The sequence below is a fragment of the Micromonospora chokoriensis genome (genome assembly GCF_900091505.1).
In the GTDB taxonomy this organism is placed as follows: domain Bacteria; phylum Actinomycetota; class Actinomycetes; order Mycobacteriales; family Micromonosporaceae; genus Micromonospora; species Micromonospora chokoriensis.
The window spans coordinates 5,068,552-5,090,178 of sequence record NZ_LT607409.1; the positions used below are offsets into that span (position 1 = coordinate 5,068,552).

Annotated in this window: 19 protein-coding genes and 2 pseudogenes; 5 read left to right on the forward strand and 16 right to left on the reverse strand. The window is 71.8% G+C overall.

Annotation, left to right across the window (positions count from 1 at the left end; all coding sequences use genetic code 11):
• Positions 1 to 5: 5 nt before the first annotated feature.
• Positions 6 to 1,193 (forward strand): spore photoproduct lyase family protein, encoded by a 1,188-nt coding sequence (locus tag GA0070612_RS23535; protein WP_197699224.1) that lies wholly within the window; start codon positions 6 to 8, stop codon positions 1,191 to 1,193.
• 46 nt (positions 1,194 to 1,239) lie between these two features.
• On the opposite strand, the gene GA0070612_RS23540 is transcribed toward GA0070612_RS23535, so the two are convergent.
• The 3 genes and pseudogenes from GA0070612_RS23540 to GA0070612_RS23550 all read right to left on the reverse strand — a co-directional run bounded on the left by GA0070612_RS23540 (position 1,240) and on the right by GA0070612_RS23550 (position 4,256).
• The gene (locus GA0070612_RS23540) at positions 1,240 to 2,712 is read right to left on the reverse strand and encodes an arabinofuranosidase catalytic domain-containing protein (protein ID WP_197699225.1); all 1,473 of its coding nucleotides are present in this window, start codon (positions 2,710 to 2,712) and stop codon (positions 1,240 to 1,242) included.
• A 269-nt stretch (positions 2,713 to 2,981) separates the two neighbouring features.
• Positions 2,982 to 3,376 (reverse strand): annotated as a pseudogene (locus GA0070612_RS23545) (mycothiol transferase).
• Between the two features lie 40 nt (positions 3,377 to 3,416).
• Positions 3,417 to 4,256 (reverse strand): M15 family metallopeptidase, encoded by an 840-nt coding sequence (locus tag GA0070612_RS23550; protein ID WP_231924309.1) that lies wholly within the window; start codon positions 4,254 to 4,256, stop codon positions 3,417 to 3,419.
• A gap of 327 nt (positions 4,257 to 4,583) precedes the next feature.
• Between GA0070612_RS23550 and GA0070612_RS23555 the strand changes: the two genes are divergently transcribed.
• Complete coding sequence (locus GA0070612_RS23555) at positions 4,584 to 5,621, forward strand: LacI family DNA-binding transcriptional regulator (RefSeq protein ID WP_088989890.1); 1,038 nt, start codon at positions 4,584 to 4,586, stop codon at positions 5,619 to 5,621.
• A gap of 131 nt (positions 5,622 to 5,752) precedes the next feature.
• Here the strand turns inward: GA0070612_RS23555 and GA0070612_RS23560 are convergent.
• The 3 genes and pseudogenes from GA0070612_RS23560 to GA0070612_RS23570 form a co-directional block, all read right to left on the reverse strand.
• Positions 5,753 to 6,174, reverse strand: a pseudogene (locus GA0070612_RS23560) (peptidylprolyl isomerase); the annotation flags it as partial.
• A complete protein-coding gene (locus GA0070612_RS23565; protein WP_088989891.1) occupies positions 6,173 to 7,381 on the reverse strand; it encodes a D-alanyl-D-alanine carboxypeptidase family protein in 1,209 nt (402 codons plus the stop codon). The pseudogene GA0070612_RS23560 and the gene GA0070612_RS23565, both read right to left, overlap by 2 nt.
• Before the next feature lie 10 nt (positions 7,382 to 7,391).
• Positions 7,392 to 8,147: a MerR family transcriptional regulator gene (locus GA0070612_RS23570; protein WP_088989892.1), complete on the reverse strand. Its 756-nt coding sequence runs from the start codon at positions 8,145 to 8,147 to the stop codon at positions 7,392 to 7,394.
• 166 nt (positions 8,148 to 8,313) lie between these two features.
• Between GA0070612_RS23570 and GA0070612_RS23575 the strand changes: the two genes are divergently transcribed.
• Positions 8,314 to 10,608 carry an ATP-binding cassette domain-containing protein gene (locus GA0070612_RS23575; protein ID WP_088989893.1) on the forward strand — a complete coding sequence of 765 codons (2,295 nt, stop codon included), beginning with the start codon at positions 8,314 to 8,316 and terminating at the stop codon, positions 10,606 to 10,608.
• Between the two features lie 243 nt (positions 10,609 to 10,851).
• On the opposite strand, the gene GA0070612_RS23580 is transcribed toward GA0070612_RS23575, so the two are convergent.
• The 5 genes from GA0070612_RS23580 to GA0070612_RS23600 all read right to left on the reverse strand — a co-directional run bounded on the left by GA0070612_RS23580 (position 10,852) and on the right by GA0070612_RS23600 (position 15,963).
• The gene (locus GA0070612_RS23580; protein WP_088989894.1) at positions 10,852 to 11,271 is read right to left on the reverse strand and encodes a protein-tyrosine phosphatase family protein; all 420 of its coding nucleotides are present in this window, start codon (positions 11,269 to 11,271) and stop codon (positions 10,852 to 10,854) included.
• A gap of 614 nt (positions 11,272 to 11,885) precedes the next feature.
• Positions 11,886 to 12,446 carry a hypothetical protein gene (locus tag GA0070612_RS23585; RefSeq protein WP_088989895.1) on the reverse strand — a complete coding sequence of 187 codons (561 nt, stop codon included), beginning with the start codon at positions 12,444 to 12,446 and terminating at the stop codon, positions 11,886 to 11,888.
• Positions 12,447 to 13,295: 849 nt separating this feature from the next.
• Positions 13,296 to 13,940 carry a response regulator transcription factor gene (locus GA0070612_RS23590; protein ID WP_088989896.1) on the reverse strand — a complete coding sequence of 215 codons (645 nt, stop codon included), beginning with the start codon at positions 13,938 to 13,940 and terminating at the stop codon, positions 13,296 to 13,298.
• A complete protein-coding gene (locus tag GA0070612_RS23595; RefSeq protein ID WP_231924310.1) occupies positions 13,931 to 15,088 on the reverse strand; it encodes a sensor histidine kinase in 1,158 nt (385 codons plus the stop codon). Before GA0070612_RS23595 ends, GA0070612_RS23590 begins: the two co-directional genes overlap by 10 nt.
• Positions 15,089 to 15,180: 92 nt before the next feature.
• Positions 15,181 to 15,963, reverse strand: coding sequence for a DedA family protein (locus tag GA0070612_RS23600; protein WP_088989898.1), 783 nt, complete (start codon positions 15,961 to 15,963; stop codon positions 15,181 to 15,183).
• On the opposite strand from GA0070612_RS23600, the gene GA0070612_RS23605 reads away from it, so the two are divergent.
• Positions 15,962 to 16,762 (forward strand): carbon-nitrogen hydrolase family protein, encoded by an 801-nt coding sequence (locus tag GA0070612_RS23605; protein WP_197699226.1) that lies wholly within the window; start codon positions 15,962 to 15,964, stop codon positions 16,760 to 16,762. The two genes, GA0070612_RS23600 and GA0070612_RS23605, sit on opposite strands and share 2 nt — an antisense overlap.
• A gap of 4 nt (positions 16,763 to 16,766) precedes the next feature.
• Here GA0070612_RS23605 and GA0070612_RS23610 read toward each other — a convergent pair whose 3' ends face one another.
• Entirely contained in the window at positions 16,767 to 17,162 is a 396-nt protein-coding gene (locus GA0070612_RS23610; RefSeq protein ID WP_088989899.1) for a VOC family protein, read from the reverse strand.
• Between the two features lie 11 nt (positions 17,163 to 17,173).
• A complete protein-coding gene (locus GA0070612_RS23615; protein ID WP_088989900.1) occupies positions 17,174 to 17,902 on the reverse strand; it encodes an arsenate reductase/protein-tyrosine-phosphatase family protein in 729 nt (242 codons plus the stop codon).
• Between the two features lie 113 nt (positions 17,903 to 18,015).
• Between GA0070612_RS23615 and GA0070612_RS23620 the strand changes: the two genes are divergently transcribed.
• Positions 18,016 to 18,522: a DinB family protein gene (locus GA0070612_RS23620; protein WP_088989901.1), complete on the forward strand. Its 507-nt coding sequence runs from the start codon at positions 18,016 to 18,018 to the stop codon at positions 18,520 to 18,522.
• Between the two features lie 10 nt (positions 18,523 to 18,532).
• On the opposite strand, the gene GA0070612_RS23625 is transcribed toward GA0070612_RS23620, so the two are convergent.
• The 3 genes from GA0070612_RS23625 to GA0070612_RS23635 form a co-directional block, all read right to left on the reverse strand.
• Positions 18,533 to 19,408, reverse strand: coding sequence for an alpha/beta fold hydrolase (locus tag GA0070612_RS23625; RefSeq protein ID WP_231924311.1), 876 nt, complete (start codon positions 19,406 to 19,408; stop codon positions 18,533 to 18,535).
• 89 nt (positions 19,409 to 19,497) lie between these two features.
• A complete protein-coding gene (locus GA0070612_RS23630; protein ID WP_088989902.1) occupies positions 19,498 to 20,139 on the reverse strand; it encodes a histidine phosphatase family protein in 642 nt (213 codons plus the stop codon).
• A 33-nt stretch (positions 20,140 to 20,172) separates the two neighbouring features.
• A complete protein-coding gene (locus tag GA0070612_RS23635) occupies positions 20,173 to 21,618 on the reverse strand; it encodes a serine/threonine-protein kinase (protein ID WP_088989903.1) in 1,446 nt (481 codons plus the stop codon).
• Positions 21,619 to 21,627 lie beyond the last annotated feature (9 nt).

Here is a 21,627-nt window from a genome sequence, read left to right on the forward strand (position 1 = left end):
GCCCGGTGACCAGCCCGGACGCCGTCGACGTCAACCAGCCACTCGCCGTGGACGTACCCCCTGCGCCGCACGACGCCAGCGGCGAGCGGGTGCCGACCCGCGACCTGACCGGCCTCGCGCCGCCGGCCAGGCCCGCGCGCCGCTGGACCCCCGGCCGCGTGGTGGCCACCCCCGCCGCGCTGGAACACCCGCACGGGCAACGGATCGCCGAACGGGTGCGGGCCCTGGGCATCGAGGTGGAACACCTGAGATCCAATCGGCTCACCGGGGTACGCGGAGCCACCGACCGGGAGACGTACGCGCGGGCCAAGGCGACCATGGCGATCGTGGTGAGCCCACCCTCGCGGCGCGCGCTGCAACCGATCGCGCCCAGCGCCGACTGGCGGGTCGACCTGGCCGAGGGCTGCCCGGCGCACTGCCAGTACTGCTACCTGGCCGGGTCGCTGTCCGGCCCACCCGTCACCCGGGTGTACGCGGACCTCGACGACATCCTGGCCGGGCTGGCACCGTACGCCGGGCGGGGCACGGTGACCAGCCGCAACGCGCGGCGCGCCGACGAGGGCACCACCTTCGAGGCGTCCTGCTACACCGACCCGCTCGCGTTGGAGCACCTGACCGGCAGTTGGCGGCGGGCGGTGCGGCACTTCGCCGACTGGGACGCGCCGGTGCAACTGCGCTGGACCACCAAGTACGCCGACGTGGACACCTTCGTCGGGCTGCCACACGCCGGCCGCACCCGGGTCCGGTTCAGCGTCAACTGCGCCCCGGTAGGCAATCGGTTCGAGGGCGGCACCGCCCGGGTGCCGGACCGCCTGGCCGCGCTGCGCCGACTCGCGCTCGACGGCTACCCGGTGGGGCTGACCATCGCGCCGATCATCGCGCTACCCGACTGGCGGGAGGCCTACGGCGGGCTGATCGACCAGGTCCGCGCCGCGGTCGACGGGGTGCCGGAGCTGGACCTGACCGCCGAGCTGATCACCCACCGGTTCACCCCCGGCAGCAAGGAGGTGCTGCTCGGGTGGTACCCGCGTACCCGGTTGGAGATGGACGAGGAGGCCCGCAGCCGCAAGCACGGCAGGTTCGGCGCGGTGAAGTACGTCTACCCGCGCGACACGATGGCCGAGCTGCGTGAGTGGTTCACCGCCGAGCTGACCGCCCGGGTTCCCGCCTGCCGGATCCTCTACTGGACCTGAGCCGCCCCCACCTGGAGGGCGGCCCGGCCCGGGTGTCTCCGCGTGGTCAGCTACGGGTGGACCACTGTTGGTTCGGTTGTCCGTTGCAGGACCACAGGATCAGTTTGGTGCCGTTGGCGGTGGCGGCGCCGTTGGCGTCGAGGCAGAGCCCGGACTGGACGCCGGTGATGGTGCCGTTGGCGTTGAGGTTCCACTGTTGGTTGGTGCCGCCGTGGCAGTCCCAGATGATCACCTGGGTGCCGTTGGTGGTGCCTTGGCCATTGGCGTCGAGGCACTTGTTGCCGTACACCTGGATCTGCTTGCCGGCCGTGTGGGTCCAGCGTTGCGCGGTGCTGTTGCTGATGCAGTCCCAGAGTTGGACCTGGGTGCCGTTGGTGGTGGTGCCGTTCGGTACGTCGACGCAGCGCCCGGACTGGGCACCGACGACCTGGACGTTCTGCTGGGGGTTGCCGCCTCCGGCCGGGGCGTACCCGGCGGCGTTGATGTTGGCCTGGACGGCGTTCTCGGTCGCCGCCGACGGGTAGCCGGAGGTCAGGACGCCCTCGAAGAAGGTGCCGCGGCCGGTGATGCTGTTGTCGCCACCGATGCCGAGCAGGATGGCGCCCTCCTTCTTCATCGGGTGGTAGCCGTTGGGGCGTGGCCCGTCGAAGTAGGTGGTGAGGCTGCCCGACTGCGCGTTGCCACCGCGGATGGCCCAGTGGTTCGGCTCGCCCTTGACCATGGCCGTGACAAAGCGGTGGTTGATCGAGGCGATGTTGTTGTAACCCGCGTTCACCCCGGAGAACAGCCCCCACTCCAGGTCAGCCATGATCCACGGGCCGGCCCCCGCACCGTAGCCCCACTGCTTGTTGGCGCCGAAGTAGACGGTTTCCATGATCGCGCGCTCGTCGGCGAGGTTGTTGGTCTGCGCGTTGCCGTAGTCGAAGCAGCACCACTGGTTGTAGTGGGTGCCGTCGACGACCGCGTAGATGCCCTCGGGCTGGTCGCCGGTGGCGACGCCGTTGGTGTTGTTGTTGCGGTAGCCGGTGCCGGGGGCGATGTAGACGCCGTACGCCTTCTGGCCGCCCACGGTGACCGGCGCGGCCTTCGCGTCGGCGAGGTTGTCCCACCCGCCGGGGGCGGGGCCGACGAAGTGACCGGGCGGCGCCTGGGTGAGGCGGTTGTTGCGGCCGGACTGGTCGTAGATGACGGTGATGACGCAGGTGGTGTTGGCGCAGAACGAGTCCTGGGTGGCGGCGTTGGCGTAACCTCCGGCGCTCAGCACGCCGACGTCGCGGGTGGTGCTGTCCGACGATCGTCGGACCTGGTAGAGCGGTCCGTCGTACGCGCCGTACAGCGCCCGGGTGGTGCTGTGCGCGGCCACGCACGGCGTACCACCCGAGGCGTAGATGTCGCACGGGCCGGTGGTGGCGGCGCGGGCCGGTGGCGGGTCGGAGACCACGTAGCCACCGGCGCCGACGGCGACGAGCAACGGGATTCCTGCGGCGGCCAGGAAGCGGCTGAGCCTTCTCTTCTTCACGTTCGTCGAATCCTTTCGAACCGGTGGTGGGCGTGGCGCGTGCCGGCGGCGGCAGTACTGGCCCATCAGAGAGCCGAGCGAGAGGGTCATGTGGCTGCGATGTCCGGGCCAGCCCCGGAGCGAGCACCGTCGATGATCCAGTCGGGTTGGGCGAATCGATTCGACGGCACCCAAAGCGATAGACATCATACGTCTATCGTTACGAATCGAGAAGCATCGCTGTTTAGCGACTTGGTGGATGGTGGCCGGGCTCGGGCCACCACCGCTCACTAGACGCCCACGGCGCCGTCGATGCCCTCCCGGAGGAAGTCCGCGTGGCCGTTGTGCCGGGCGTACTCGTGGATCAGGTGCAGCATCACCAGCCGCAGCGACACGGTCTCGCCGGAGCGGACGTTGCGGCCGGTCACGTCCAGCGACGGTGCGGCGCGCTCCCGTCGATGACCCGTCGGAACCAGGCCCGTTCCACCTCCGCCATGTGCCGCACCAGGGCGAGCAGGGAGAGCGTGGAGGGCGGCATGGACTGCCGGCGCAACTCCTCGTCGGACAGGCCCTCGCACTTGAGAGCCAGCGTCGCGCGGTGGAAGTCGAGGAACGCGCGCAGCGTCTCCCGCTCGTCGCCGGTGACCGGGGGGCCGATTCGTTCGGTGGTCATTGCGACGATCATGCCGGACGCCCCCCGGCAGCGGCGCTGCCCGGGCCAGGCTTCAGCCGACCGACGAGCGGGCCACCGGCGCGGCGAAGAACGTGTCCGGGTACGGCTCGTCGCGCAGGCTGTAGTGCCACCACTCGCGGTCGTAGTTGACGAACCCGGCGTCGGTCATCAGCCGTTGCAACAACCGCCGGTTGTCCCGGGGTGCGCCGCTGATGCGGGCGTCGGCGGTGTGCGCCCGGGAGTCGAAACAGTCGAAGCCCGTACCCATGTCGATGCTGTTGTCGGCGAAACGCTGCCCGCGGGGCGCGGTGCAGGCGACCAGCGGCTGCCCGACCCGGTACGGGGGTTGACTGGCGGGTGGCTCGTCGACGAGGGTCAGGTCCATGGTGCTGCCACGGCTGTGCGCGGTGGGCGCCCCGATGTACCCGTCGGCGAAGAGCCGGTTCTTGGCCACGTCCGGGTAGAACTCGGCCTTGGTCTGCTGTTCGTCGGGGCGCTTCGCCCAGGCCACGAAGTCGTCCACCGCCGGCTGCGGGCGGTAGCAGTCGTACACCTTGAGGCTGTGCCCGCCGGCCAGCGCGGCGTCCTGCACACGCCGCAGCGCCTCCGCGGCCTGCCGGGTGAGCAGGCACAGCGGCTCGCGGTAGCCGGTGATCGGACGGCCGACGAAGTTGTGCGGTGTGGCGTAGCGGATGTCGGCGTGGATGCGCGGGTCGAAGTCGGTCAGCACGACGAAGCCGGGCAGCCGCTCGACGGGGCTCGACGACGGGGTGGGGTGTGCCGGAGGCGGCTGCGACGCGGCCGACGACGCCGGCGCGGGCCGCGGCTCCGGCCGCGAACAGCCGCCGAGCAGCGCGACGACCGCGAGCACGACGGCGACCCGGGTACGCACCAGTCCTGTCTATCAGCCCCGCTCGGGCTGCCGCAGACGGTGACCATGATCCACTCGCGTTCCTGCTCACCGGGGTGTTGAGGACGCTCGGACACCACGACATCAGGCAACCCGAGTCGATCACGGCTCGGACCGGCGTGCACAGCCATCCGCCCGACTGGCTTCCGGAACTTTTCCGCAAGTATGGTCGGGTCCTCAGCCGACCTGGCGTGTCGTGAACCCCTACCGGTGAGGCAAGATGACGCGTGTGGAACGGGTACGCCGTTCCGGGACACACGGCGGACGGCACCTGGTGGTCGTTCCTCCGGCTCGGTGAAGGAGACGCGGGTGGGCGCGGACGACGGACGCAGGGTGACCATCACCGCGATCGCACGGGAGGCCGGGGTCTCGGTGCCGACGGTGTCACGAGTGCTCAACGGTCGCTCCGATGTGGCCCCCGGCACCCGGGAGCGGGTCGAGGAACTGTTGCGGCACCACGGCTACCGGCGTCGCACCAGCCGCAGCGTTCGCCGCGCCGGCCTGGTCGACCTGGTCTTCAACGACCTGGACAGCCCCTGGGCCGTGGAGATCATCCGTGGCGTGGAGGATGTCGGGCACGGCGCGGGCCTCGGCACCGTGGTCTCCGCGATCCACCGGCAGCCCACCGCCGCCCGGCAGTGGCTGCAGAACCTCCGCACCCGGGCCACCGACGGTGTCATCTTCGTGACCTCGCACCTGAGCCCGCCGCTGCACGCGCAGCTACGCCGCCTCAACGTGCCGGTGGTGGTCGTCGACCCGGCCGGTGTTCCGGCGATGGACGTGCCGACCATCGGGGCGACCAACTGGGCCGGTGGGCTCGCCGCCACCGAACACCTGCTCTCCATCGGGCACCGACGCATCGGCTTCGTGGCCGGCCCGACGCACCTGCTGTGCAGCCGTGCGCGACTCGACGGTTACCGGGCCGGGCTGGAGGCCGCCGGGGTTCCGGTGGACGACGCGTTGATCTACCCGGGTGACTTCTACCACGCCTCCGGTTTCTCCGGCGCGACGGCGCTGCTCGACCTGCCCGACCCGCCGACCGCCATCTTCGCCGCCAGCGACCAGATGGCCTTCGGGGTCCACGAGGCCATTCGACGCCGAGGTCTGCGCGTGCCGGACGACGTCAGCGTCGTCGGCTTCGACGACCTGCCGGAGGCCCGCTGGGCGTCACCGCCGCTGACCACTGTGCGCCAGCCGTTGGTCGAGATGGGACGGTTGGCGGCACGGACGGTGCTGCGCCTGTCCCAGGGCGAGGGCATCGACTCGCCACGTGTCGAACTCGCCACCGAACTGGTCGTGCGGGACAGCACCGCCGCCCCGCCGACCGGGTCACCCGACCCGTCGTGACGGCCGGAACCGCGCCGGAGACCGGTCGGAGCGCTTCCGATCCGGTTCCGGTAATTGCGGCCGGCGGATAGCAGTCCGCCGAGCCCGGTGGGCGCGGTGAGCGACGACGGGCCGCCCACCGCGCCGCACGGTCAGTGGTGGTGGTGGGCGCGGGCGGCCTTGCGGATCGTCACCGGCAGCGCGGGCGCACCGTCGACAGGCGCGGGATCCTCGGCGGTCGGAGCCACTCCCCCGGCCGCGATCCGGTCCAGGGTGGCCAGCCCGGCGGCGTCGACCTCGCCGAAGATGGTGTAGTTGGGGCGCAGCGCCGAGTGGCGTACACCAGGAAGAACTGGCTGCCGTTGGTGTCCGGCCCGGCGTTGGCCATCGCGAGGACGCCCCGGGCGTACACCCGGCGTTCCCCGGTCGGGTCGGTGGGCGCCGGCGGCAGGTCGGTGGGCAGCTCGTCGCGGTACCGGTATTCCGGGCCGCCCTCGCCGGTGCCGGACGGGTCGCCGCACTGCAACACGCTCAGCGTCGGGTACGCGGTGAGCCGGTGGCACGACGTGCGGTCAGGGCAGCCGCCGGCGACGCCGCCACAGCAGCCCGCCCATCAACGCCAGCACGCCCGCCCCGCTGACGGCGGTCACCACCCACAGCCATCCCGAGCCGCTGTGTCCCGGCCCGCTGGCCGCCGCCGGCCGGGGCGCACCGGGCGCCGCCAGCGCGGACGGCGCCGCCGACGGCGTAGCGGTCAGCTCACCCGGCTCGACCAGCCGGCCGACCGAGGCGTCCCGGGGCACGGTGAACCCCCAGTCGAGCAGGGCGGCACCCTGCTCCCAGCCACGCTTGGGCGCCGACTCGGCGCCGAGCAGGGTCACCACCAGCCGCCGTCCTCCCCGTTCCGCCGCCCCCACGTAGGTGTGCCGGGCCAGGTCGGTGAAGCCGGTCTTGCCGCCGAGCGCACCCGGGTACCGGTAGATGAGCTGGTTCTCGTTCTGGATGTCGAAACCCTTGGTGCGTTGTGCCGGCTGGGCCGGAATCGACGTCTGCTCGGTCAACGCGTACCGGCGGAAGGTCGGCTCGGCGAAGCAGGCGCGGGCGATCAACGCCAGGTCGTACGCGCTGGTGAACTGGCCCGCCCCGTCCAGCCCGGACGGGGTGACGGCGTGCGTCTGGAGCGCGCCGAGGTGGTGCGCGTGCTCGTTCATGGCGCGTACGCCGGCGGCGCTGTCCGTGCCGCCGCCGAGTCGCGCGAGGGCGTTGGCGGCCTCGTTACCGGAGTTGAGCAGCAATCCGAGCCAGATGGTCTCGATGGTGTACCGGCCCCCCGCGACCAGGCCCACGGCCGAGGATCCGGGTTCGATGTCCATGTCCTCGTCGGTGACGGTGACCGTCTCCTTCGGGTCCAGCCGGGGCAGCATGGTGGCCGCCAGCAGGAGCTTCTGCACGCTGGCGGGTGTGCCGTACTCGTGGGGCCCGCAACCGCCGAGCACCTGGCCGCTGTCCAGGTCGGCGACCAGCCACGACGTGGCGCTGACCCCCGGTGGCGCGGGAGCGCCGGCCGGCACCACCAGGCCGGCGGTGTCCAGCCCGGCGCCGCCGACGACCCGCTGCGCGGGCACGGCGGGCGGGGGCGAGGGCCGGGGTGGACGGGACATCGCGGGCACCGGCACCCGGGGGCACCGCACCGTGGGCGCGGCGGAGGCTCCCGCCGCGGCGACCGGCGCGGGAGCGAGCAGGAGGGCGGACGTCGTGGCCGCCAGCAGCGCAGCTCTCATGTGCCCGACCCTAGTCACGACGATCGCCCCGCGGGATGGGATGCGGGTCAAGCCGAGCGCTCAGGTAGTCGTGCAGCGCGGCGCTGCCGCGCAGCCTGCGCAGGCTGCGGGCGTGCAGCTCCTGCTCACGGCGAGCCAGCTCGGCACGGACCCGCTGCGGGCTGCCGGTGGTCCGCAGTTCACCGAGCACCGCCTCGATGATCGCGAACGGGTACGCGCCCCGGCGGAGCAGCGCGATGACCTGCGCGGCGCGTAGCTCCGTCTCGTCGTACACCCGGTAGTTGGTGCCCGGGGCGCGTCCCGGCCGCAGCAGCCCGCGGTCCTCCCACAGGCGCAGCTGCGAGGTCCGGACCCCGACCACCGCGGCGACCTCGCCGATGCGGGCGTCGCGGCGCGGCGCGGGCCGGGCGTGCGACGAGCTGGCCAGCACGGTCTCGAAAGCGCCGAGCACCCGGCGGATCTCCGCGCGTTCCCGGTCCAGCTCGGCATGCCCACCGTCGAGCGCCGCCAGGGCCGCCGGCACGTCACCCGAGTGCACCGCCGCCATGATCTCCCGGGTACGGATCCAGCCGTGCCCCTCGGCCAGTCGACGCGCCACCGTGAGCGCCCGCGCGTGCGCGGTCGTGAAGATCCGGTATCCACTGGCGGTGCGGCCGACGGGCGGCAACACCCCCTGCTCGACGTAGTTGCGCACCTGCTGCACCGAGATCCCGACGGTGGCGGCGAGGTCGACGGCGCGCAGCCGTTCGATCGGTCCGGAGGTCACGCCGGCAACCGTACCGGTTACCACGTGATTTGAGACTTTCCGGAGCAGTTCGCTGCCACCAGCTCGACGGTCTCGGCAAAAGTCTCTACATGGGGATGAATGAGACAATGGAACCCGTCAGCACCGGCGGGGCAGAGGTCCCGCCACGAATCCGTGAAGGGTCCGCATGTCGCAGCCAGCATGGTCCGCCGCCGACAGCCACGACATGATCGAGGTACGCGGAGCGCGGGAGAACAACCTCGCCAGCGTCTCGGTCGACATCCCCAAGCGCCGGTTGACGGTCTTCACCGGCGTCTCCGGCTCCGGCAAGTCGTCGCTGGTCTTCGGCACCATCGCCGCCGAGTCCCAGCGCATGATCAACGAGACCTACAGTGCGTTCCTCCAGTCGTTCATGCCGAACCTCAACCGGCCGGACGTCGACTCGCTGCGCAACCTCAGCGCGGCCATCGTCGTCGACCAGGAACGGATGGGCGTCAACTCCCGCTCCACCGTCGGCACCGCCACCGACGCGTACGCGATGCTGCGGATCCTGTTCAGCCGGCTCGGTCAACCGTCGGTAGGCGGCGCCGGGGCGTTCAGCTTCAACCTGCCCGAGGGCATGTGCCTCACCTGTGAAGGGCTCGGCCGGGTCTCCGACCTCGACGTCAACGAACTGGTCGACGTCGAGCGCTCCCTCAACGACGGCGCGATCACCGCGCCCAACTTCGCCGTCGGCTCCTGGTACTGGCAGACCATCGTCGGCTCCGGCCTGTTCGACCCCGACGCCAAACTCCAGGACTTCACCCCGCAGCAGTGGGAGGACTTCCTCCACAAGCCGGCCACGAAGATCAAGGTGGGCAGCAACACCTGGACGTACGAGGGTCTGTCGGTCAAGGTCAAGCGGCTCCTCCTGACCAAGGACCGCGAATCGATGCAACCGCACATCCGCGCCTTCGTCGACCGGGCGGTCACCTTCACCACCTGCGGCGACTGCGGCGGCACCCGACTCAACGCGGCGGCCCTGTCGTCGCGCGTCGCCGGGCGGACCATCGCCGAGTGCTCGGCCATGCAGATCAGCGACCTGGCCGCGTTCGTCCGGGGCGTCGACGACCCGGGAGCGGCGCCGCTCGTCGCCAACCTCCGCGACCTGTTGGAGTCCCTGGTCGAGATCGGGCTGGGCTACCTCAGCCTGGACCGCGAATCGGCGACCCTCTCCGGCGGCGAGGCGCAACGGGTGAAGATGGTCCGGCACCTCGGCTCCAGCCTCTCCGACGTCACGTACGTCTTCGACGAGCCCACCGTCGGCCTGCACCCGCACGACATCGCCCGCATGAACGACCTGCTGCTGCGGTTGCGCGACAAGGGCAACACGGTGCTGGTGGTCGAGCACAAACCGGAGACCATCGCCATCGCCGACCACGTGGTCGACCTCGGCCCGGGGGCCGGCAGCGACGGCGGTCGGATCTGCTTCACCGGCGACGTCGCCGCGCTACGCCGCTCCGACACCCTGACCGGCCGGCACCTGGACCACCGGGTCACGCTGCGCGCCGACGTACGCCGACCCACCGGGCACCTTCCCATCCGTCAGGCCGACCTGCACAACCTGCGCGACGTGGACGTGGACATCCCGCTCGGCGTGCTCACCGTGGTCACCGGCGTGGCCGGCTCCGGCAAGAGCTCGCTCATCCACGGTTCGCTGCGCGGCCGTCAGGGCGTCGTGATCGTGGACCAGTCCCCGATCCGCGGCTCCCGGCGCAGCAACCCGGCCACCTACAGCGGTCTGCTCGACCCGATCCGCACCGCGTTCGCCAAGGCCAACGGGGTCAAGGCCGCCCTGTTCAGCGCCAACTCCGAGGGCGCCTGCCCGGCCTGCAAGGGGATCGGGCTGATCTACACGGACCTGGCGATGATGGCCGGCGTGGCGAGCGTCTGCGAACGGTGCGAGGGCCGACGCTTCACCGACGAGGTGCTCACGTACACGCTGCGCGGCAGGAACATCAGCGAGGTGCTGGCCATGTCGGTCACCGAGGCGCACGCGTTCTTCCCGGGTGGGCCGGCGCACCTCATCCTCGGCCGGCTGGTCGACGTCGGGCTGGGCTACCTCAGCCTCGGTCAGCCGTTGACCACCCTGTCCGGCGGGGAGCGCCAACGACTCAAGCTCGCCATCCACCTGGCCGAGAAGACCACCACGTACGTCCTGGACGAACCCACCACCGGCCTGCACCTGGCCGACGTGGACCAGTTGCTGGCCCTGCTCGACCGCATGGTCGACGCCGGCAACACGGTGATCGTCATCGAGCACCACCAGGCCGTGATGGCACACGCGGACTGGATCGTCGACCTCGGCCCGGGCGCCGGACACGACGGCGGCCGGATCGTCTTCACCGGCACACCCGCCGACCTCGTCGCCCACGGCGACACCCTCACGGCCACCCACCTCCGCGAGTACGTCACCGAGCCCGCAGCGGTCGACAGGGGGTGACGCCTGCGGGGTCAGGGCTTTCCGGGCTGTGCGTCCCAGCCGACCAAGGCGTGCGCGCGGCCGGTCGGGGCACGGCCCGGTCAAGGGCACGGCGGGTGCGCGGCCCGGTCAAGGGCACGGCGGGTCGAGGGTGCGGCCCGGTCGAGGGCACGGCGGGTGCGCGGCCCGGTCGGGGGGCGCGGCGGGTGAACGGCCCGGCCAGGGCGTGCGCGCGGACCGGTCGACGCGTGTGGAGGTTGCGGCTCAGACGACGCGGCGTAGCCAGCGCCGCTGCCAGGGCGTCTCCACCGCCTTCGGGTGGTAGCCCGCCCGAACCCACGGCACCGCCCGCTCGACCGGCAGACCGTCGAGGATCGCCAACGCGGCCAGGGCCGTTCCGGTGCGGCCCACCCCACCCCGGCAGGCCACCTCGACGCGTTCGCCGTCGTGCGCCCGCCGCAGTGCCTCGCGCAGGGCATCGAGGGCGTCGGCACGATCCAGCGGAATCCAGAAATCGGGCCACCGGATCCGCCGATGCGGCCAGGCCGGCACCGGACCAGGCGCCAACAGCACGGCGAAGTCGGCAGGCGAGCTCTCCGCGGCGACACGGCGTCCGCGTACCGCAACCCCACTGGGGAGTACGAGTACGCCCGGCTGCTCCGACCACGACTGCGCGTCTGTCATCCCGACATTGTGCCGCCGCCCTCTGCGTACAGACAGCGCCGCCCCCGGCCGTGTGGGCCGGGGGCGGCGCTGGTGTCGGTGTGCAGGTCGCCTCTCGGCGAGTGGCACGACGCGGCTCCAGCCGAACGGTATTCCGCGAGGGCAATATAGGTGAGGCCCGGGGACACTGAGTCACACCGACACCCTCCACAACCAGCCCGACCCCGACCTTGTTCCCGGCGTCCCGCTACCCGCTTCCCGCGCACACCTTCCAGGCCGCGCTACCTCACACCATCCCGAAGCGCGCTGCCACACCCCCGCATCACGAGATCTTGGACAGTTTCCGTTCTCGCGTAACGGAAACTGTCCAAGATCTCGGTACAGAGGTGCCGTCACCCACGTTCGCGTGGCAGGGTGCCGGTGCCGGTGCCGGTGGCGAGGCGGGGCCGGGGCGGTGCCGGTGGCGGTGCCGGTGGCGAGGCGGGGCCGGGGCGGTGCCGGTGGCGGGGCCGGTGGCGAGGCGGGGCCGGGGCCGGGGCGGGTGGCGTGGTGGTGGGTGGCGTGGTGGTGGATATGCCGCTGGCCGGCACCCCGGGTGTGGGTGCCGGCCAGCGGTCGGATGGTTTCGGTGGGGGTCAGCTGTTCCAGTACTGGCCGACCAGGTCGGTGGCCTGCTGCTCCCACTGCGCGTACGCGTCCGGGTAAGCCGACACCTGCACGGTCTGCGCGGCCTCGGTCAGCGGCATGTCCTGCCACCCGTCGACCTGCTTCAGACCCTTCAGGAACGCCGTCGTCGAGTAGGCCGGGTCGGTGATCTGCTCCGGCGTACCCCAACCACTGGACGGGCGCTGCTGGAACAGGCCCAACGAGTCGTGGTCGTTGGCGTCGCCGAGGTGGCCCAGGTTCTCCAACTTCGACTCCTGCAGACTCGTCGCGATCGAGATCACCGCGGCCCGCTCCGGCAGACCGGCCTTCTTCGTCGCGGCGATGATCGCCTTCACGTTCGCAGTCTGCTCACCGTCCAGGGAGACGCGCGACTGCTCGCCCTGCGGCTTCGACACACCCGCCTGCACGGCAACAGCGGTGGGCTTGGCGTCCACGGGGTTAGCGTGGGCGGCGATCGGACCGGCGAACACACCACCGGCGAACGCCAGACCCGCAACGGACAGCACACTCTTACGCATGATCGTGTTCATGAGGGAAGCTCCTTCGGGGGTAAAGACACCCGCCCAAGGGGACACGGGTGAGAGCACCTCGTCCGGCGCTGCAACAAAAGCCTTGAAGGGGGGATCATCGGCAGCCGACCAGCAGTGGGCTCGCGGCGCCGGGTCCCTGTGAAACGACCCGGGGGGTCGGGATCATTCCGGGGTCGGCCCATCCGCCGGTGAAACGGGGTGCCGGTCGGGCCGGGGTCCAGATGTAACCACCCGGGGGCCGGGGTCATTCCCGGGGTCGGCCCATCCGCCGGTGAAACGGGGCGCCGGTCGGGCCGGGGTCCAGGTGTAACCACCCGGGGGCCGGGGGTCATTCCCGGGGGCGGACCATCGCGCCGACAGGCCGCGGTCCTGCGATCGTCAGGGTGTGTAACGACCCCGACCCGGCCAGCATTCCGGCCGACACGTGCCCCCGACCACACGCCGATACCACCCACGCCGGACAACACACACGGCCCCACCTGACCCGAGGCACCAAACCACCCCGACCGGCAGGCAGAACACTCCGACTCACGCATGATCCACACGACTTCACCGAAGTCGGGGTATCCGCGAGGGATTGATACCGCGACTTCACCGAAACCGAGTCGATCAAGGCGCGTTGGTGGGCCGATGCCGACAAACCGGACCCCGGAACGCCAGGATCGCCAGGACCGACAGGACCGACCAGCGGCACCGTCAGGACAGGGCACCACGCGAGGCCCGGACCTCACAACCGCGCGTGATCCACTCGAATTTGTGGAAACCGCGGCATCCGAGACGGTCTGACACCCCGACTTCACCGAAACGGAGTCGATCATGCCCCCGGCGGCGGGGTTCGCGGCGAATGCGTCAGTTGCCCAGGTAGCGCAGGACGGCGAGGATCCGCCGGCTGTACCCGGTCGTGTGGGCGAGGTCGAGCTTGTCGAAGATGGCGTTGACGTGCTTCTCCACAGCACTCTGCGACACGTGCAGCCGCTGGGCGACGGCGAGGTTCGTGTGGCCCTGGGCCATCTCGTGCAGTACGTCCCGTTCGCGCGGTGTCAGCCGACCGAGCGGGTCGGGCCGCTCCGAGCCGGCCACCACCTGCCGGACCACCTCGGGGTCGAGGGCGGTGCCTCCGGCGGCGACCCGGTCGAGTGCGTCCAGGAAGTCGTCCACCTGGGCGACCCGGTCCTTGAGCAGGTAGCCGACCCCCTCCGGGCGGTCCGCGAGCAGCCGGCCGGCGTACCGCCGTTCCACGTACTGCGAGAGCACCAGGACACCGGTGTCGGGCCACCGCCGACGGATCTCCAACGCCGCCCGCAGGCCGTCATCGGTGTGGGTGGGCGGCATCCGGACATCGGTGACGACCACGTCGGGCCGGGTTCGTCCGACCGTCTCGACGAGTTCGTCGGCGGTCCCGACCCCCGCGAGCACCTCGTGGTCCTCCTCGGCGAGGAGTCGCGTCAGGCCTTCCCGGAGCAGCGTCGAGTCTTCGGCGAGGACTAGCCGCACGGCAACTCCGCCAGCAGTGTGGTCGGACCGCCGGCGGGGCTGGTCACCCGCAGCCGACCGTCCAGCGCGGTGACCCGGCGCGCCAGCCCGGACAGCCCGCGCCCTGTTGGTTCCGCCCCGCCGACGCCGTCGTCGTGCACGCGCATCCGGATCCACCCGTCCTGTGCCTCGAAGTCGACAGTGACCAGGGTAGCGGCGGCGTGTTTCGCGGCGTTCGTGAGCGCCTCGCAGGCCACGAAGTAGAGCACCGTCTCGATCTGCCGCCCGGGGCGGGCCGGCAGTTCGTAGCGGATCCGTACCGGCACTTCCGATCCGCGAGCCGCGATGGCGAGGACCTCGCCCAGATCATTGCTGTCCAATGCCGACGGGTAGACCCGCCACGCCACCTCACGCAACTCCTCGACGGCCCGCTGTACGTCCTCGTGTGCCTGCACGATCAGCGCGTGCGTGCGGTCGACGTCGCGGGCACGGCGGGCCCGGCCGAGCAGCATGCCGAGGGCGATCAGCCGTTGCTGTAGGCCGTCGTGCAGGTCGCGTTCGATGCGCTGCCGTTCGGCGTCGACGGCGGCGATGACCCCGGCCCGACTGGCGGTCAACTCCTGGACCCGTCGCGTCAGCTCCGCCCGGGTGCCCGGGCTGAGCAGTCGTCGCGCCAGCCGGACGTCGAGCGCCGCGATACTGGCGAAGGCCTGAACGTTGAGCAGGAGCAGGACCACACCGACGCCGACCTGGGCCAGTGCGTCGGGGAGGGTCAACTCGCCGCGCACCGCCGCGCGCAGCACGATCCAGGCCAGCACCACGCCGACACCCAGCACGGCGTACGCCAGCACGCCGAGCGTTCCGGTCAGCAGCCGGGCGGCCAGGTAGCCGATCTGCCGTCGGGTCGCCACCCCGTCTGTCGTGGGCAACTCCCCGGCGGCGAGCAGCCCGCCGAGGCGGCGACGTTCCATGTGCACCAGTCGCCCCGCGTACCTCTTGGTCAGGGCGACGACCCGACGGCGGGCCGCCGGCCTGATCGCGACCAGGCCGAACGCGGCGGCCGCGACGGCGAGGAAGGCGAACCCGGCACCGGCCGTCGCGACGCCGGCGGCGACGCCGATCGGAGGCCGGAGGACGCCCCACCACCTGCCGGTTGGCCGCTCCCCCACCACTTCGTCCGCCTTTCACACCGAGCCCTGACGCACCAGTCGACGGGTGCCACGTGCGGTGACGCAGCGCAGCGGAATTCAGAGAGGGGTGACTAGTGGTCGCCCGAGCCCCACGACCCGCTGCGGTAGAGCGTTCCGCGACCGGCCGGGTCGGGCACACCGTTCGGCGCGTTCGGCTCGGGTTCGGTCGGTTCGGGGTTACGCACGGCGCGGCGGGCGCGCCGCACTCGGGACCCGACGAACCAGGCGGCCGCCGCCACACAGACGACGATCACCACCTTCTGGAGCATGCCGGCGTAGCCCTCGACGAGGTGCCAGTTGTCGCCGAGCAGGTAGCCGGCGAGGACGAATGTGGTGTTCCAGATCAGGCTGCCCAGCGTGGTGTAGATCAGGAACGTGCTGACCGGCATCCGCTCCACCCCGGCCGGAATGGAGATCAGGCTCCGGAAGATCGGGATCATCCGGCCGAAGAAGACGGCCTTCACGCCGTGCCGGAGGAACCACGCCTCGGTCCGGTCCACGTCGCTGAGCTTCACCAGGGGAAGCCGGGACACGATGGCGCGCATCCGGTCGCGCCCCAACGACGCGCCGATCAGGTAGAGCGCGAGCGCACCCACCACCGAGCCCAGCGTGGTCCAGAAAATCGCACCGACCAGACTCATCCGTCCCTGCGCGGCGACGAACCCGGCCAACGGCAGAATCACCTCACTGGGGATCGGCGGGAAGAGGTTCTCCAGCGCCACCGCCAGGCCGGCACCGGGGCCGCCGAGCCGTTCCACCAGGTCAGTGACGTAACCGACGATCCCGCCCTGCGGCGGTTCCGCTGCGGCGGTGGGGGTTCCGGTGGCGAGCAGGGCGTGGGACGTTCGAATCATGCCCCCACGGTACGAAGCGATCCTGAGAGTCGACCATGAGGCCGACCACCCGACCGCCCGGGTCGACCACACCGGCAAGGGTGTGGAAAACCGCACCCCGCTGCGGCTCGCGGTGGCGCAGCCGGCGTGCGTACCCCTGGATGTCGCGGAGAACGCGCTGGCGCACGCCGCCGCGGTCCGCGCGGCGCGCGCCCGGGTGGTGGTCTTTCCGGAGCTGTCGCTGACGGGGTACGAGGTGGACGCGCCGGTCGTGTCGGTCGACGACCCGCGGTTGACGCCGTTGGTCGAGGCGTGCGCCGAGACGGGCGCGTTGGCGCTGGCCGGTGCGCCGGTCGCGGGCGACCACATCGCGACGTTGGCGGTGACCGGGGGCGGTGCGACGGTGGCGTACCGGAAGATGTGGTTGGGCGGCGCGGAGTCCCGCCGCTTTCAACCGGGTGACGTGCCGGCGGTGCTCGATGTGGACGGTTGGCGGGTCGGGCTGGCGATCTGCAGGGACACCGGGGTCGCCGCGCACGCGGCGCGGACCGCCGCGCTCGGGATCGACGTGTACGCGGCGGGTGTGCTGGAGTCGGCCGAGGATTGGGCGGTGATCGACGAGCGGGCCGCCCGGCTCACGGCCGCGCACCGGGTCTGGGTGGCGGTGGCGAGCTTCGCCGGGTCGACGGGTGGCGGCTACACCGAGGCGGCGGGGCGGTCGGGGGTCTGGACACCGCAGGGCGAGGCGTACGCCCGCGCGGGCGCCGAGCCGGACGAGGTGATCAGCGTGCTGGTGACGCCAGGTATCGACGGCGTTTGAATGATTAGGCGCGGACGGGCTCGAACAGCTCAACAGGGTTGCCCGCCGGGTCGTCCATGACGATCTGCCTGCCGCCGGGGCCGCTGACGACGTCGCTGCGGAACACGACACCGACTGCTCGGAGCCGGGCCACCTCGGTGTCGATGTCGGCGACGATCAGATGGATGCGGTTCCAGCCACCGGGGTGCGGACGGCGCCCGTCGGGCATGGCGCGGCCGGCGGAGCTGTCCGGGCCGGACAGCAGCAGCCGCAGGTTGCCGCGCCTCACGTCGGCGAAAGCGGGCAGGAACGTGGTGATCGGAGTGAACCCGAGGTGGGTGGTGTAGAAGTCGAGCGCGGCGGCAACGTCGTCGACGAGGTAACGCACGCTGACGGTGCCGTCATCGGCAGGGCTGGTCATGATGCCTTCTCCTAGCGGTGAGCGAGTGTGTGCAGCAGGAAAACGATGCGCTGGGCGAGTGCGTCGGCGACGTGGTCGAACGCGGACGGGTCGCCCGGATCGGCGGCGGGATCCGCGGTGCTCCAGTGCACCGGTCGCGGATGGCCCGGGAACTCGGGGCAGACTTCCTTGACCCGGTCACAGAGAGTGATCACGAGGTCGAATCGCTGACCACTGAACTCGCCGAGGTGTTTGGGCCGGGCCGTCGTCAGATCGATCCCACGTGCCGCCATGACGCTGACCGCCTGCGGATGAATGGGCTTCGGTGTGCTCCCGCCGCTGAACGCCTCCACAGTCCCGCCGGTGCTGTTCCGCAGCAGCGCTTCGGCCATCTGCGACCGCGAGCTGTTGGCCGTGCACAGGAACAACACCCGCCCGGCTGCCGGGGCGGCAGGCGCGGGTCCGGTGAGTCGCAACCCGGGGTGCAGGGCGTCACCCACACCGGACAGCAGGTCACCGCAACGGGCAAGGTCGAGCGAGTAGTAGGTGTCACGGCCGTCGGCGCTGCTGCGCCGCGCGGTCACCAGCTCGGCCTTGCGCAGCTTGCCCAGGTGGTAGGAGACGAGATTCTGTGGCTGGCCGAGCAATGCGGTCAACTCGCGCACCGCGAGGTCGCCGCCGGCCAGCTCACCGAGCAGCCGCCACCGCACCGGGTGCCCGGCGGCGGTCACGAACCTGGGCGGCGTCATGGTGCCTGGCATCTCTGAAACCACACCCGGAGATTACATCAAACTGGTTTGATGTAATAGCGAGTTGTCGGGCTGCTGAGCGGTCGGTGTTTGCACCCCGCCCACGATCTTGGAATGCTTCGCGGATGACTACCTTCCCGGGGACCTTCGCCGACGACGTCATCGACCAGTCGGCGAAGACGCAGGTCGAGGCGTTCATCGACGAGCACCGCAGGGCGCTCAACGGCTACCTGGACGGGCTGACCGAGGAGCAGGCACGCCGATCGTTGGTGCCGTCCCGGACCACGCTGTTGGGTCTGCTGAAGCACGCCGCCTTCGTGGAGAAGGTCTGGTTCGACGAGGCCGTCACCCGCCGCACTCGCGCCGAGATCGGCATACCCGCGACGCCGGACGAGTCGTTCGTCCTCGACGACGACGACACGATCGCCGCCGTTCAGCAGGCCCACCGCGAGGCCTGCGAGGCGTCCCGTCGGGCGACGTCGTCGCTCGGCCTGGACGACGTGCTGCCCGGCAACCGGCGCGGTCCGCTGCCGCTGCGGTGGGTCTACCTGCACGTGCTGCGTGAGCTTGCCCAGCACTGCGGGCACGCCGAGATCCTGCGGGAGCAGATCCTGAGCGAGCAGCGCGGGTGACCCGGCCCGGTCAGCCGGCGTCCAGCACCTCCCGCAGCCGGGCCGCGAACTCCTCGGGCTTGCCCGCGTAGCCGAACTCGCCGCCGAGGAAGCCGCCGTGGTGACTGGGGAACACCACGGCCTGCTGACCGAGCAGGGCCGCCAGGCCGTGGGCCGTCCGCGCGGTGTACGTCCCCGCCGACTCCTCCCCCACGGCGACGACGATCCGGGTCGGCGCCGCGGCGAGCAGGCCCGCGTCCGGCCGGTAGTCGCTGATCGCCCACGAGTTCTTCGACAGCAACGGGTCGTCGCGGGAGCCGTCGTCGTCGGTCGACAGGCCGAACATCGCCGGGTCGGGCGTGGGCTGGGCGAAGTAGGCGTCGGTGAACTCGCCCTGCCACGAGGTCATCGCGATGAACGCGGCCATCCCGGCGCCGGAGCCCTTCGCCTGGTACGCGTCGTAGAACCCGGCCCGGGCGCGTTCGGCGGCGTCGGCGTCGGGGAGCACGGCGTTGATCGGCGGTTCGTGCGCCACCAACGTCACGACGTCTCCGGGGTACGCGGCGACGAGTTCGAGCGCCGTCACCGCGCCGCCGCTGCTGGCGAACAGATCGACCGGGCCGGCACCGAGCGCCTCGACCAGCAGGTGCAGGTCGGCGGCCTGCTGCTGCGGCGTGTGGTCGATCCGGCCGTCCGTGCGGACGCTACGGCCGAGCCCACGGGGGTCGTAGGTGACGACGGTACGGTCGCCGAAGTGCGGCGCGAGCGCGGTGAAGCCCTCCGCCGCCATCGGCTGGCCGATCATCAGCAGCACGGGGCGTCCCCCGGCCGGGGGCAGTGGGCCCCGGACGTCGTAGACCAGGTCGACGCCGGGTGCGGCGAGGGTGTGCGTCTGCATCGTCGTCATCCGGTGAGACTACGACCGGCGGGGGCAGGTGAACGGCCACGCCGTGCCGGCGACGCCGATCGGATGGCCGTCGGCCGTCGACGAACGGGTCACGCCCGGGCCCACCCGCCGGAGTCGGCGAAACGACGGAGCGTCCAGCGGGCCGGCGGCCAACCTCCCGGGTCGTGGTCGGTCGTCCACTCGGTGATCGAGGCCGGGGGCACGTCCAGGTCGAAGGCCCGGAAGACCGGCTGCGCGGCGAGCGCGTGGAACGCGCCCTCGACGGTCTCGCTGTGACCGACCAGGATCACCGTGGAACCCCGGTGCCGGTGGGCGATCTCCATGATCGCTCGGCTGACGCGGACCACCAGTTCGGCCCAGCTCTCGTTGCCCTCCTCGAACGGCCGGAACACACCCCCGCCGGCCACCGCGTGTTCGGTACGGAAGCGGGCGGTCGGAAGGCCGTCGGCGTACGGGGGTGTGTGCCAGGTGCACAGGCCACAGTCGGCCACGGGCCGGACGCCGAACGCGGTGGCGATCGGCTGCGCTGTCTCGACAGCCCTCCGCAGCACGGACGAGTAGACCGCCACGGGTCGGTCGGCGGCGACCTCGCCGGTGAGCCGCTTGGCGAGATCGTTCGCCTGCTCGTGACCGAGGGCGGTGAGGCCCCGGCATCCACGTGGTCCGCCCACGATTCCCTCGAGCTGGTGGAGCGACTCGCCGTGTCGCACGAAGATCAGACGTGTCCGCATCGGGACATCATGCCAGCGGCATAGACGCAGGTATCAGTCGTCCGTACGGCCGGTGAAGATGCTGCTGGTCCGCGCGAGCAGATTGTCGAGCTGGGCGCCCGTACGCGCCGACAACCGGTCGCGCTCCACCAACTCGGTGATGTGTCGCCGCAGCTCGGCGACACGCTTGGCCCGGTCCCGGGTGTGGCGGTTCAGGTCGGCGAGTTCGTCGCGTAGGTCCTCGGCGGTCTTGCGGTCGACGTCACCACGGGCCAGCGCGCCGGCGAGAACGGCGGCGAACTCGCCGGTCATCTCACGGAGGCTGACCGGCACCTGCTGCCCGGTGGTCGGGGGCGCGGTGCTGGCGGCCGTTGACGGCGAGGGTGGCGGTTTCGGTGTCGGCGACTGCGTCGTGGGTCGGGGCGCCGGGGCGGAGGCGGACGGTGCGCCCGCGACGTCGGCCGGGTCGGGGGCGCCCAGCCGGCCCTGGGTGATCAGGGCACCGAGACCGACGAGCACGGCGAGGCCGGCCGCGACCAGCACGGCGACGGGCCGGCGCGATCGGCTGCGGGTCGGCCCGACGGCGACCGGGGCGGGGCGGGCAGCCGAGCGCTCGATCAGGGTCGGTGGGTGGGCTGTCGGCCGGACGCGCAGCAGCTCGGTGGGCGGCTCGACCGGCTGGCCCGCGCCGAAGCGACGGGCCAGGTGCGCGGCGCTCGGCCGGTCGGCCGGATCGGCGGCCAGGCAGGCGACGGTCAGCTCGGCGACGTCGGCGGGGAGGCCGGGCACCCGTAGCGGCGGCACCGGAGTGCCACGCCGGTGCACCTCCAGGGCGTCCTCCCAGCTCTGCACGGGCAGCGGGGCCTGACCGGTGAGGGTGCGGTAGAGCAGCGCGCCGAGGGCGTACACGTCGCTGGCCGGGTCGGGCGGGCCGGCTCTCAACCGCTCCGGGGCGAAGTAGGCGGGTGTGCCCATCAGCGGTTCGCCGGACTGGCCGTCGAGCCCGCCGAGCGCGGCGATGCCGAAGTCGAGCACCTTGGCCCCGGTGTCGGTGAGCATGACGTTGCCGGGCTTGACGTCGCGGTGCACGACGCCGATGCGGTGCGCAGCGGCCAGCGCGGCGGCGATCTGCCCGGCCACCCGCATCGCCTCCGGCCAGGGCATCGGGCCGTTGCGGAGCCGGTCGGCCAGGTTGTGGCCCTCGACCAGTTCCATCACCAGGTACGGGACCACCGCGCCGCCGGCCAGGGTCGCCTCGGCGTAGTCGTACACCTGGGTGACGTGGGGGTGGGTCAGCCGGGCGGCGGCGCGGGCCTCGCGCTGGATGGTGGCCCGCAGGTGCGGGTCGGTGGCGAACTGCCCGGCGAGGACCTTGATCGCGACCGGTCGGCCGAGCACGTCGTCGTCGGCCCGCCACACCTCGGACATGCCGCCGAGACCGATCCGCTCGTGCAGGACGTAGCGGTCGTGCAGACGGAGAGTGGGCGTGAAAGGCGACATGGCTTCACC